Annotated in this window: 14 protein-coding genes and 1 pseudogene; 10 read left to right on the top strand and 5 right to left on the bottom strand. The window is 72.4% G+C overall.

From position 1 onward, the window contains the following. Positions 1–31 precede the first annotated feature (31 nt). On the top strand, positions 32–271 hold the full coding sequence (locus Pflav_RS41690; protein ID WP_173041975.1) for a DUF7455 domain-containing protein: 240 nt from the start codon (positions 32–34) through the stop codon (positions 269–271). Positions 272–1,238: 967 nt separating this feature from the next. Here Pflav_RS41690 and Pflav_RS41685 read toward each other — a convergent pair. The 3 genes from Pflav_RS41685 to Pflav_RS41675 all read right to left on the bottom strand — a co-directional run bounded on the left by Pflav_RS41685 (position 1,239) and on the right by Pflav_RS41675 (position 3,916). Next, entirely contained in the window at positions 1,239–2,957 is a 1,719-nt protein-coding gene (locus Pflav_RS41685; RefSeq protein ID WP_269474589.1) for a DEAD/DEAH box helicase, read from the bottom strand. A 101-nt stretch (positions 2,958–3,058) separates the two neighbouring features. Further along, positions 3,059–3,643 carry a trimeric intracellular cation channel family protein gene (locus tag Pflav_RS41680; RefSeq protein WP_232072536.1) on the bottom strand — a complete coding sequence of 195 codons (585 nt, stop codon included), beginning with the start codon at positions 3,641–3,643 and terminating at the stop codon, positions 3,059–3,061. A gap of 54 nt (positions 3,644–3,697) precedes the next feature. Next, entirely contained in the window at positions 3,698–3,916 is a 219-nt protein-coding gene (locus tag Pflav_RS41675) for a DUF3039 domain-containing protein (protein WP_173041973.1), read from the bottom strand. 71 nt (positions 3,917–3,987) lie between these two features. On the opposite strand from Pflav_RS41675, the pseudogene Pflav_RS41670 reads away from it, so the two are divergent. Further along, a pseudogene (locus Pflav_RS41670) lies at positions 3,988–4,889 on the top strand (pseudouridine-5'-phosphate glycosidase). Then, a complete protein-coding gene (locus tag Pflav_RS41665) occupies positions 4,889–5,758 on the top strand; it encodes a carbohydrate kinase family protein (RefSeq protein WP_173042937.1) in 870 nt (289 codons plus the stop codon). Before Pflav_RS41670 ends, Pflav_RS41665 begins: the two are co-directional and overlap by 1 nt. Here the strand turns inward: Pflav_RS41665 and Pflav_RS41660 are convergent. After that, complete coding sequence (locus Pflav_RS41660; protein WP_173041972.1) at positions 5,755–6,105, bottom strand: DUF3099 domain-containing protein; 351 nt, start codon at positions 6,103–6,105, stop codon at positions 5,755–5,757. The genes Pflav_RS41665 and Pflav_RS41660 overlap by 4 nt on opposite strands. 77 nt (positions 6,106–6,182) lie before the next feature. Here Pflav_RS41660 and Pflav_RS41655 point away from each other — a divergent pair, with 77 nt between their 5' ends. Together Pflav_RS41655 and Pflav_RS41650 are read left to right on the top strand one after the other, a co-directional pair. Continuing rightward, positions 6,183–6,470 carry a hypothetical protein gene (locus tag Pflav_RS41655; protein ID WP_173041971.1) on the top strand — a complete coding sequence of 96 codons (288 nt, stop codon included), beginning with the start codon at positions 6,183–6,185 and terminating at the stop codon, positions 6,468–6,470. After that, the gene (locus Pflav_RS41650; protein WP_173041970.1) at positions 6,467–6,778 is read left to right on the top strand and encodes a ribbon-helix-helix protein, CopG family; all 312 of its coding nucleotides are present in this window, start codon (positions 6,467–6,469) and stop codon (positions 6,776–6,778) included. The genes Pflav_RS41655 and Pflav_RS41650 overlap by 4 nt, the downstream gene beginning before the upstream one ends. Positions 6,779–6,790: 12 nt before the next feature. On the opposite strand, the gene Pflav_RS41645 is transcribed toward Pflav_RS41650, so the two are convergent. Further along, positions 6,791–7,375 carry an HhH-GPD-type base excision DNA repair protein gene (locus Pflav_RS41645; RefSeq protein WP_173041969.1) on the bottom strand — a complete coding sequence of 195 codons (585 nt, stop codon included), beginning with the start codon at positions 7,373–7,375 and terminating at the stop codon, positions 6,791–6,793. A 221-nt stretch (positions 7,376–7,596) separates the two neighbouring features. On the opposite strand from Pflav_RS41645, the gene Pflav_RS41640 reads away from it, so the two are divergent. The 5 genes from Pflav_RS41640 (at position 7,597) to dtd (ending at position 11,805) form a co-directional block, all read left to right on the top strand. Beyond that, positions 7,597–8,157, top strand: a complete 561-nt coding sequence (locus tag Pflav_RS41640) for a helix-turn-helix domain-containing protein (RefSeq protein ID WP_173041968.1) — start codon at positions 7,597–7,599, stop codon at positions 8,155–8,157. Between the two features lie 150 nt (positions 8,158–8,307). Then, on the top strand, positions 8,308–9,426 hold the full coding sequence (locus Pflav_RS41635; protein WP_173041967.1) for a PQQ-dependent sugar dehydrogenase: 1,119 nt from the start codon (positions 8,308–8,310) through the stop codon (positions 9,424–9,426). Positions 9,427–9,443: 17 nt separating this feature from the next. Continuing rightward, positions 9,444–9,917 carry a cupin domain-containing protein gene (locus tag Pflav_RS41630; protein WP_173041966.1) on the top strand — a complete coding sequence of 158 codons (474 nt, stop codon included), beginning with the start codon at positions 9,444–9,446 and terminating at the stop codon, positions 9,915–9,917. Continuing rightward, positions 9,918–11,378, top strand: a complete 1,461-nt coding sequence (locus tag Pflav_RS41625; RefSeq protein ID WP_173041965.1) for a DUF7782 domain-containing protein — start codon at positions 9,918–9,920, stop codon at positions 11,376–11,378. A 4-nt stretch (positions 11,379–11,382) separates the two neighbouring features. Then, positions 11,383–11,805 carry a D-aminoacyl-tRNA deacylase gene (gene dtd / locus Pflav_RS41620; RefSeq protein ID WP_173041964.1) on the top strand — a complete coding sequence of 141 codons (423 nt, stop codon included), beginning with the start codon at positions 11,383–11,385 and terminating at the stop codon, positions 11,803–11,805. Positions 11,806–11,928 lie beyond the last annotated feature (123 nt).

Here is an 11,928-nt window from a genome sequence, read left to right as displayed (position 1 = left end):
GTTCATCGGTGACGACCAGAGGAGGAAGGCGATGACCCCGACCCTCACGCCGCCGCCCGAAACGGCGGCCCCGCCAGCCGCCGATGAACGGTGCGACCGCTGCAATGCGGCTGGCAAGCTGCGCATCACCCTGGCGGGTGGGAGCGAGCTGGTGTTCTGCGGGCACCACGCGAACAAGTACGCGGAGGATCTCGTGAAGATCACGGTGCAGTTCGTGTCGGACCCCGAGTTCACCTGGCGCGGTGCCGAGTTGATGGCAAACCCGAACTGATCCAGGTTCGACCGCCGCGCACACAGACGTAAACCGGCCGGAGGAGGTGTGCCTCCGGCCGGTTCTGTGTCCTCAGGCGGATTTCGCTCTAAGCGAAACCCGCTCTTCACGGCCTCAAGCCAATCTGGGCTACCGCGATGTCCGCCGCGGCCCAGGCCGCTGCGCGGGGTCCCCGGGGAAACGTGGGGAGCGCAGCGGAGCGTTTTCTTGGGGTGCTTTTCCGCAGCTTCACCCTGCGCGGTTCCACAACCCCCAAACCTGCCCGCTGGCATCCGGGGCGGCAGAGGGCCCGCCGGCCCAGTGGGGCTCTGGAGCTGGGCGCATGGATGCGCCCGCCCCGACCGCCTTGGGCCCGGTAGCCCGGCGGGTGGGTTCCCAAACACTGCCCACCCGGCCACGGACCAGGCCGAGCCGCCACGTGGTCGGCGCCGTCCGCGATTCCATGCCTGATTTCCTCCGCCCGCGTCGCGTCCGCGGAGACCAGAGCTTTCGGGTTCGGGGTGTGGGGCCGGAGGCCCAGACCCCGCGTCGGCGGATCGAACCTCCTGCAAAAGACGCCCGGCGCCCGCTCAAGGCCGACTGCCGCACACTTCCCATGATCGGCCAGGCAGCGCCCTACCGCGCCGCGTCCGTGGTGAGAAATTGCCTCTGGAGGGGCCGTTTCTCGCCACGGACGACCAGAGCACCCACCGATCAAGGCCACGCCCCTCTCGATACTGCCCAGCCATTCACGACCATCGCCCTGATCGCCGTGATGGGATCGCGGCAGACAGTAATAAAGGGAGCAAATGGGCAAGGTTCGCCAGCCCTGTGCGACGCGCGCCAAGTGGTCTGCCGCCTTACCCGGCTATGCCGGCATGGGTTTGGGTTGTGAACCGCGCAGGGTGAGGCCGCGGGAGCAGCGGTCCGGACCACCGCGGACATCGCGGTAGCCCATATCTTGGCCCCTTGAGCGATTGGACCGTCCCTAGAGCGTCTGGACCGTGGCGATGCGTTCCTCGAGCTGCTCGATCGTGGCCTGGGCGCTCGGCGGGCCGCCGCACAGCCGGCGCAGCTCCGCGTGGATCTTGCCGTGGGGCAGGCCCGTGCGGTGATGGTGGGCGTTCACCAGGGAGTTGAGCTGGCGGCGCAGCGCGATCCTGCGCTCCCCCGCTGTCCTCGGCCCGGCTGGCTGGGGTGGCGCCGTGGCTGTCGCTGGCGCGGCGGCCCTGGCGCGGCGCTGGGCTGCGATCTGGTCGGCCTGGCGCTTGTTGAGCAGCGTTGCCACCTGGTCAGCCGTGAGCAGGCCGGGCAGCCCCAGGTACTCCTCCTCCTCAGGCGTACCCGCCTGGGCGCCGGTGCCGAACGAGGCGCCGTCGAAGATGACCTGGTCGAGCTCGGCCGTGGCGGAGAGCGCCTCGAACCGCTTCTCCAGCTCGCCGCTCGCCTTCTCGTTGCGCTGGGCGCGCTCCAGCAGCTCGTCGTCGAGGCCGTCGGGGTGCTTGGGCTCGCCGAGCACGTGATCCCGCTCGGCCTCCATCTCGCTGGCCAGCCCCAGCAGGTGCGGCACGCTCGGCAGGAAGACCGTCGCGGTCTCGCCGGGGCGGCGGGCCCGGACGAAGCGGCCGATCGCCTGGGCGAAGTAGAGGGGCGTGGAGGCGCTTGTCGCGTACACGCCGACGGCCAGCCGCGGGATGTCCACGCCCTCGGAGACCATCCGCACCGCCACCAGCCACCGCTGCTGCGACGTCGAGAACGAGGCGATCCGCGCCGAGGCGCCCTGGTCGTCGGAGAGGACGACGACCGCCTTCTCACCGGTCACGCGCTCGATCAGCCGCGCGTACGCCCGCGCGGCCTGCTGGTCGGTCGCGATCACCAGCCCGCCCGCGTCGGCCATGCCGCCGGCCCGGAGCACCTGGAGCCGCGCGTCGGCCGCCCGGAGCACCTGGGGCATCCACTCGCCGGCCGGGTCGAGGGCGGTGCGCCACGCCTGTGCCACGAGGTCCTGCGTCATCGGCTCGCCCAGCCGCGCGGCAAGCTCGTCGCCGGCGCTGGTGCGCCACCGGGTCTCGCCCGAGTACGCCAGGAAGATCACCGGCCGCACGACGCCGTCGCGCAGGGCGTCGGAGTACCCGTACACCGAGTCGGAGCGGGACCGCTGGAGGCCGTCACCGCCCCGCTCGTACGTCACGAAGGGGATCGGGTTGTCGTCGGACCGGAACGGGGTCCCGGTCAGCATGAGGCGCCGTACGGCGGGCTCGAAGGCGGCCCGCACGCCGTCGCCCCACGATCGGGAGTCGCCGGCGTGGTGGATCTCGTCGAGGATCACCAGCGTGCGGCGGGTCATCGTGCGGCGGCGGTGCACCTGAGGCGCGACGCCCACCTGCGCGTACGTGACCACGGCGCCGTGGAAGTCGGTCGAGGAGTGGACGTCCGCGTTGCGGAACGAGGCGTCCAGCTGGATCCCCACCCGCCCCGCCGCGGTCGCCCACTGGGTCTTCAGGTGCTCGGTCGGCGCCACCACCGTGACCGCCTCGACCGTACCGTCGACGAGCATCTCGGCCGCGATGCGCAGCGCGAAGGTCGTCTTGCCGGCACCGGGCGTCGCCACGGCCATGAAGTCCTCGGCACGGCGACGCAGGTACTCCACCATCGCCTTGCGCTGCCAGGCCCGAAGCGGTGGAAAGTCGTCCAACGCCAGCCGCACCCGACACCCCCATCGACACGAAATCGCCTTCGCGCCGGAGCACGAAGGCGACGTTCAGCATAGCCCGGGGAAGCCTCAGTGGCCGGCAGCCGTCACACGCGTCACGGCGCCCCGGGCGGAAGCGGGGCGGACCACCTGCGCAGGAGCGCGACGAGGCGGACGCCGAAGATGAGCGCGGCGGGCGCGAGCAGTACCACGTTGTGGTGCATCTCGGCCCGCTCGAGCCCGACCACCGCGACCGCGCCGGCGAGCGCGGCCACCGCATAGATCTCGCGCCGCAGGACCACCGGGATCTCGCCGGTGAGCAGGTCGCGGCCGAGCCCGCCGCCGATGCCCACGAGCATGCCGATCAGGCAGGCACCCACCGGGGGCACGTCGGCGTCGAGCGCCTTCAGCGTGCCCGTGACGGTGAATAGGCCGAGCCCGGCCGCGTCGAGCACCAGTACGGTGCGGCGGAGCCGGGCCAGCTGCGGGTGGAGCCAGAAGGTCGCGGTGGCCACGACGGCGGCCACCGCGGGGTAGCGCCAGTCCGCGAACGCGAGCGGCGGGACCACGTCGATCACGAGGTCGCGGATGATCCCGCCGCCAAGCGCTGCGACGAATCCGACGAAGATCACGCCGAACAGGTCGAGGCGCTTGGCCACGCCCGCCGACGCTCCGGAGGCGGCGAAGACAGCCACCCCCACGAGGTCAGCGAAGAGCAACGCCGCCGGTCACAGCAATATCGACCGCTGGCACGCTCATCCGGACATCGACTCGTAGATCTCCTTGCAGTCCGGGCAGACCGGCGAGCCCGGCTTGGGGGACTTGGTCACGGGGAACGTCTCGCCGCACAGCGCGATCACGAAGGTGCCCATGACCGCACTCTCAGCGATCTTCTCTTTACGGACATAGTGAAACATCTCAGGACCAGTATCGGCGTCCTTCAAATCCGGACGCTCAAGAACCTCAGTGCTCACGTCACACCTCCAGCCGTCTACTCTCCCACCTCCGCGGCGGGCGGTCCAACGCGCCACATACGGTAGTGATCGTGACAGACCTTCACATCCGGGTCGGCCCCCATGTCGCCGAGGCACTCCGCACCGGCCAGCCCGTCGTGGCCCTGGAGAGCACTATCGTCGCACACGGCCTGCCCCGCCCGGACAACCTTCGGGTGGCGCGCGAGATAGAGCAGGCGGTGCGCGCGACAGGCGCGGTACCGGCGACGATCGGCATGATCGAGGGCACGCTGACCGTGGGCCTGGACGACGCTGGGCTGACCCGCCTCGCCACGGCCGACGGCGTGGCCAAGCTCTCGGTCCGCGATCTCGCCGTCGCCGCGGCCGCCGGTGCGGACGGTGCCACCACGGTCGCCGCCACCAGCGCGGTCGCGGTCGCCGCCGGCATCAAAGTCTTCGCGACCGGCGGGCTCGGCGGGGTGCATCGCGAGGCCTTCGACGAGTCGAACGACCTGATCACGCTCGCCCGTACCCCCATCACCGTGGTCTGCGCCGGGGTGAAGTCGATCCTCGACGTGGGCGCCACGCTGGAGCGGCTGGAGACGCTCGGGGTCACCGTGGTCGGGTACGGCACCCGCCGCTTCCCCGGCTTCTACATCACCGACGCCGGCTTCGACCTGGACTGGTCCGTGGACACGCCCGAGCAGGTGGCGGCGGTGCTGGCGGCGCGGCGCGAGCAGGGCGTACACGTCGGTGGCCTGGTCGTCGCCAACCCGCTCCCGCTCGACGAGCAGCTCGACCCGAGCTGCACGACCGTACGCTCGCCGACGGCCTCGCCAGGCTGCGCGGCGAGGGGATCACGGGCAAGGCGGTGACGCCGTTCCTACTGGCGCACTTCCACGCCGCGACCGAGGGGAAGAGCCTCGCGGTCAACGTGCGGATCATCCTCCGCAACGCCGAGCTCGCCGGGCGCATCGCGGTGGCCGCCGCTTGATCCTCGTCGTGGGCGACCTGGTCACGGACGTGGTGGCGGTGCTCGACGGGCCACCCGTGGCGGGTACCGACACGGGCGCGCGGATCCGCTTCGCCGGCGGCGGCCAGGGCGCGAACACCGCCGCCTGGCTGGCCGCCCGCGGCACGCCGGTCACGCTTGTCGCCGCGGTCGGCGCCGACGAGCCGGGCCGGGCGCGGGTGGCCGAGTTGGAGGCCGCGGGCGTCCGCTGTGCCGTGCACGCCCACCCCGGCGCCGCGACCGGCACGGTGATCGTGCTCAGCCACGACGGCGAGCGCACGATGGTCAACGATCGCGGCGCCAACCTGCTGCTCTCCCCCGCCGACGTCGACGCCGCGCTGGCCACGGCCCCGCACGCGCGGCACGTGCACGTGTCCGGGTACCCCCTGCTGGACCCGGCCTCGCGGGAGGCCGGCCTCCGCGCGCTGGCCGCGGCCCGCGAACAAGGGCTGACCACCAGCGTCGACGCCGCGTCCGCGGGCCCGTTGCGGCGCGCGGGGGCGGCCTTCGAGGATTGGGTACGCGGCGTCGACCTCGTCCTCGCGAACTCCGACGAGGCAGCCGTGCTGGCCGGCGACACCGACCCGGTCGCGCAGGCCCGCACCCTCTCCACGGTCGCGGTGCACGCCGTGGTCAAGCGCGGCCCGGCGGGCGCGGTCTGGGCCGGCCCGGATGGGGTCTACGAGGCAGCGGGCCGCCCCGCGGCGGTGGTCGACCCGACCGGCGCCGGCGACGCCTTCGCCGCGGGCCTGCTCGCCGCCTGGGTCGGCGGCGCGCCGCCGCGAGAGTCGCTGGAGCGCGCGGTCGCGCTCGGCACCGAGGCGGTCGGCCTGCTCGGCGGCAGGCCCTAGCTGTCGGCGTCGATCGTGCGGGGCGGGGTTGTGTTCGGAAGCTCCCGCTGAGGGGCTTCCTCCTCCGCCTCGGTATGCCTGTGCCGGAAGCGGTACTGCTCCTTGGGCGGCCGGTCGTTGGCCAGGAGCACGGCCAGCCACGGGATCAGGACCATACCGAGCAGACAGAGTGGCAGCCAGAGCCAGAGCAGCGGCGCCTTGACGCCCACCAGGATGGCGGCCACCAACAGGCAGACACCTCGGATGGACATCATCAGGACGTACCGCACCTGGCGGTGGTGCAACTGCTCCGCCTGGCTGCGGTCGGCGTCGGTGATCAGGATCGGCCGCGCGGCCTTTCGCTTCACCCGACCCATACTTCCACCCGCTTGACCGGCGCGAACATGGACCGGCCTACGTACCACGTACGTGGTACGCTCGCCGCGTGGGCAGCAGGTTCAGCTTCACCGAGGAGGGCCTAGCCAACCTGCGGCTCTATGAGGTGACTCCGGGCGAGGTTTGGGAAGCACTCCACAGCACGCGCCGGATCATCCGGCACTTGGGCGACGACGTCATGGTGGTCTACGCGGCGACCGGGCGGGGGCGGCGGATCGCGATCCTGCTCATCGAGGCGGACCGCGGCGACAACGACTGGGATGTCCTGTCCGGCCGCGACCTGACCGACGTCGAGTCCAAGCGGTACGACGAGGCACAGCAGGGGTGGCGACGATGAATAGGAACGACGCGCTCAAGGAGTTCCACGAGGGCGGCGAGCGGCTCGCGGAGCTTATCGACGAGGGGTCACCGGCGGAGTTGCCCACCCCGGACAGCGACGTGCCCATGGTCAGCCGATCCGTGCGGCTGCCCGTCGACACGTATGAGCGGGTGCGGGAGGCCGCCGAGGCGCGCGGCATAGGCGTGACCACGCTGATGCGGCAGTGGATCGAGGCCGGGCTGGCCGACCTCGACGAGTCGGCCACCGTCTCGCTCGCCGACGTGCGCCGGGCGATCGCGTCGCTCGCCCACCCGCGCGCCGCCTGAGCGGCGGAAGGGCTACTTCTTCTCGGCCGCCGCGGCCTTGGCGGCCGCCTTCGCCGCCTGCTTGTACTCGCGGACCTTCACCAGCGCGGCCGCGTCGACGATGTCGGCCACCGATTTGTACGCGTCGTCCGGCCCGTATGCGCCAGCGGCCTCCCGCCAGCCTTCCGGCCGCACGTCGAACCGCTTCCCGAGCAGCGCCACGAAGATCTGCGCCTTCTGCTTGCCGAACCCGGGCAGCGCACCCACCCGCTTGAGCAGATCTTTGCCGTCGGCGGCGCCGGTCCAGATATTCTCCGCCGCGCCGTCGTACGTGTCGACGACGATGCGACACGCCTCCTGCACTCGCGCGGCCATCGCCTTCGGGAAGCGGTGCAGTGCCGGCGGGGTGGCGAAAATGGCGGTCAGCGCCTCCGGGTCGAAGTCGGCGAGCTCCTCGGCGGTCGGCTCGTGCCCGAGGCGGCGGCTCAGCTCGTACGGCGCGGCGAAGGCGCGCTCCAGCGGGAATTGCTGATCCAGAATCATGCCGACCAACAGAGCCAGCGGGCTCCGCTGGAGCAGCTCGTTGGCTTCGGCGTCGATGGGCAGGTTGAGCTTCATGCACCCCATCCTGCCCGATAGGCCATCCGACCGGGGGCGGCCGTGTGGCGACTCCACTATGGAAAGCACCAGAGAGCGCACGATTGCCGATCTCGGGGGTAATCTCACGCCGTCGACAAATGTGGCAGGTCGTCCCACCGAGGAATGTTGCGGGGCGCCGCTTGCGCACGGGGGCGCGGCGGTCGGGCGCGGATGGCGGACCCACCGGACAGGAGGTTCCTGTGAGTAGATACGTCATCACCATTACGCCGGACAATGACGGCGCGGCCGGCGCCGCCACGGCACACACCACCGTACGGGTGGACATTTCCTCGGGGCAGACCCGGATCACCGAGCTGACCGTGCAAGCGGCCACCGGTGGCGGGCTCGCCCCGGCGGATCTGCCCCCCGTCGACCTGGATCTGCTGATCCGCGCGCTCGCCGCGCCGACGGCACCGACGGCGCTGCCGCCGGTGGCCGAGCCGAGTGAGCCGAGCGAGCCGATCGAGCCGGTCCAGGACATCGAGCCGGCGCCGCGGCGCCGATCGCGCAAGAGCGCCGCCAAGAAGGCGGCGGCCGCGAAAAGCACCAGGGCGGCGAAGAAGGCGACGAAGAAGGCCGCCGTCGAAGACGCCGGCACCCGGGCATACCGGCGGATGCCCGAGCCGGAGCAGGTCATGGACGTGTACCGGGAGACCGGCTCGATCACCGCGGTCGCCGAGCATTTCGGCGTGCCCCGGCACACCGTCGCCGGATGGGCCCGGCGGCTCCGCTCACAGGGACACGCCATCGGCCGGCAGTAGTCTTTCCTCGGCCTTTCGCCCCGGGCTGGCAATGTCCGGGCGGAGGAGCCCAGCCCCGGGTCTGGGTCCGATCGGGGGCAGCGTCTGATCGGAGGCCGCGTCCGATCAGGGCAGCGTCTGATCGGGACCGCCGAGGAGAGGGGCACGACCGTGCGGAAGACCGTGGTGGCACTCGGCCTGGTGGCGTCGCTGGCCGCCTGCTCGGACGACGGCGGCGACGGCGGCCCGACCCTGGCGGCGCCCACCGTGCCGACGCCGACCACCTCGGAGGGCGCTACGAGCACCCCCGGCGGCCCGCCCGACCTCGGCGCGCCCCAGCAGGTGGCGAGCGGGCTGGACGTGCCGTGGGGACTCGCGTTCCTGCCGGACGGCAACGCTCTGGTCGCGGAGCGCGACACGGGCCGCGTCCTTCAGGTGTCGCCGGGCGGCGGCCAGGCGCGCGAGGTGTACGAGGTGCCGGGCGTCGACCCGGGCGGCGAGGGCGGGCTGCTGGGGCTGGCGGTCTCGCCCGACTACGCCCAGGACCGGTGGGTGTACGCGTACTTCACCTCCGACTCCGACAACCGCATCGTGCGTTTCCGGCTGGACGGCGGCCGGCCGGAGGTCATCTTCGACGGCATCCGCAAGGCGGGTAACCACAATGGAGGGCGGATCAAGTTCGGGCCGGACGGCATGCTGTACGCCGGCACCGGCGACGCCGCCAACACCGCCTCCTCCCAGAGCCCGGACAGTCCCAACGGCAAGATCCTGCGCCTGACGCCGGAGGGCGAGCCGGCGCCGGGCAACCCGCGGGCCGGCTCCCCGGTGTACACGCTCGGTCACCGCAATGTGCAGGGGCTGGCGTGGGACAGCGCCGGCCGGATGTACGCGACCGAGTTCGGCCAGAACCGCCTCGACGAGGTCAACCGCATCGAGCCGGGCAGAAACTACGGCTGGCCCGACGTGGAGGGCGAGGGCGACACAAGGGGTGGGCGGTTCACCAACCCGATCGTCACCTGGTCCACCGACGAGGCCTCCCCGTCCGGCGCGGCGATCTCCGGCGACACGCTGTACGTGGCGGCGCTGCGCGGCGAGCGGCTCTGGACCGTACCGCTGAACGAAGGTCAGGCCGGCGAGCCCCGCGCCGAGCTGCGCGACCGCTACGGCCGGCTCCGCACGGTCGAGGTCGCCCCCGACGGCGCCCTGTGGCTGGCCACCTCCAACCGGGACGGGCGCGGGGACCTCCGGGACGGTGACGATCGCATCCTTCGCCACCCGGCCCGCGCGTGACCCGACAGAATGACCCCGTGACGACACCACGACCGCCGCTCGCCGAGCAGCTCGACCTCGCTCCGCACCCGGAGGGCGGGTGGTTCCGGGAGACCTGGCGCAGCGACCACGCGTTCGAGCCGGAAGGCTACGGCGGGCCACGCCGCGCCGCCACCGCGATCTACTTCCTGCTCCACCCCGGCGAGGAGTCGCGGTGGCACGTGGTGCGCTCGGACGAGCTGTGGCTGTGGCACTCGGGCGGCCCGCTGGAGCTGCGCATGCACGGTACCGCCGCCTGGCGCTCCCTCCGCGAGCCCGAGGTCGCGGTCGCCGGCTCGGTCCAGGACCAGGAGACCGCCATCCTGGGCAACGACATCGCCGCCGGCCAGCGCCCGCAGGTGCTGGTGCCGGGCGGCGTGTGGCAGGCCGCGGTGCCCGCTGGCGACCAGCCGGTGCTGGTCAGCTGCGTGGTGGCGCCCGGCTTCGACTTCGCAGACTTCCGGATGGACTAGATGCTTCTCACCGACAAGGGCGTCGATCAGCTCCGTACCGCCCTGACCGACTACACCGCCAGCGGCATCGCCGAGCGCCTCGGCCCGGCGGCGACCGCGGGCGTGTCCCGCAACGACTTCCGGGCCGCGCTGCGCGCCACCGCCGACCGTGACCCGCTGGCCACGCTGATCCGGCTCTTCGTGTGCGGGCAGACCGAGCCGACCGCCGCCGTGGAGGCCGCGTTCGCGCCGCTCCCCCTCGCCGACGCGCTGGCCGCCGGGCTCGTCGTGCCACACGGCGACGGGCTGCGGCAGGGGCTCGACCTGGAGGCGTACGGCGACTCGTGGTGGGTCCTCGCCGACCTGCCCGCCGCGGCACATCCCGGCATACCGCTCGCGCCCGACCACGTACTCGGCGTGGGCGGCGCCTCCACCACGCTGGCCGGCGCCACGATCCGCCGCCCGGTGGGGTCGGCGCTCGACCTGGGCGTCGGCTGCGGGGTGCAGGCGCTGCACCTCACCCAGCACGCCACCACCGTGACCGGCACCGATGTGAGTGAGCGGGCGCTCAGCTTCGCCGCCACGACCGCCGCGCTCAACGGCATGGACTGGGAGCTGCTGCGCGGTGACATGGTCGCGCCGGTCGCGGGGCGCCGCTTCGACCTTGTGGTGAGCAACCCGCCGTTCGTGGTGGGGCCGGGGACGGCCACCCACGCGTACCGCGACTCTGGGCGCCCGAGCGACGCCCTGGCCGCCGAGCTGGCCGCCGCCGCGCCGGACCTGCTGACCGAGGGCGGCACGATGCAGTACCTGGCCAACTGGGCGTACGTCACCGGCGAGGACTGGGGCGACCGCGTGGCCGGGTGGGTGGCCGGCACCGGCCTCGACGCGTGGGTGATCCAGCGCGAGGTGGCCGATCCGGTGTCCTACGTGGATCTGTGGATATCCGACGCGGGCGAGGTGCGCGACCCAGCCCGCAAGGCCGAGTGGCTCGACTGGTTCGACGCCAACAAGATCGAGGCCGTGGGCTTCGGGTTGATCACCCTCCGCCGCTCCGGCACCGACGACCCGGTGGTCCGGATCGAAGACCTGCGCCAGCAGGTCGCGGGCCCGCTGGGCGCGCAGGTGGCGGCCTGGTTCGACCGCCAGCAGTTCCTCCGGGTACACGACGCGGCCGGCCTCCTCGCCCAGCGCTACCGGGCGGCCGAGGGCTTGCAGCTGCGGCAGGAGGCCACGATGGGGCCCGAGGGCTGGGCGGTGGACCGGCAGGTGCTGGCGATGCCGCACGGCCTGCGCTGGAGCGAGGAGATCGACCCGCTGGTGCTGGCGCTGGTGGGCGGCTGCGACGGGCAGGTGCCGCTGCGCGACCAGATCAGCGTGCTGGCGGTCGCGCACGAGGTGACCGAGTCCGACCTCGCCGAGGCCGCGGTGCCGATCGTCGCCCACCTGGTGGAGCGCGGCATCCTGCTCCCGGAGGACTGACCGGATGCGCGCTGTCGTACAGACCGTCGGCCGGGCGAGCGTGACGGTCGACGGCGAGGTGGTCGGCGAGATCGAGGAGGGCCTGCTGGTGCTCCTCGGGGTCACCCACTCGGACACGCCCGCGACCGCCGAGACCATGGCCCGCAAGGTGTGGGAGATGCGCATCCTCGACGAGGAACGCTCAGCCGCCGACCTGGACGCGCCGGTGCTGGTGGTCAGCCAGTTCACCCTCTACGGCGACGCCCGCAAGGGCCGCCGCCCGTCGTGGGGCGCGGCCGCCCCGGCCGAGGTCGCCGAGCCACTGGTGATCGCGTTCGTCAAGGCCCTGGAGTCCCGCGGCGCGAAGGTCGCCACCGGCCGCTTCCGCGCCCACATGCTCGTGGAAAGCGTCAACGTAGGCCCTCGGACAATCCTCCTCGACATTTAGGCGCGCTTTCGCCCCGGACATCCATCCAGCCTGCATTGATCCACACACACTCCATAGAAATAGAGTCGACTAGATCCAGCGTTCTTCTGGGACTGGCTGCGCGGCGGGCGGCGGTGGGTTGTG

Source organism: Phytohabitans flavus (genome assembly GCF_011764545.1).
In the GTDB taxonomy this organism is placed as follows: domain Bacteria; phylum Actinomycetota; class Actinomycetes; order Mycobacteriales; family Micromonosporaceae; genus Phytohabitans; species Phytohabitans flavus.
Note: the sequence above shows the minus strand (reverse complement) of the source record. Positions and strands in the feature narration are given on the sequence as shown.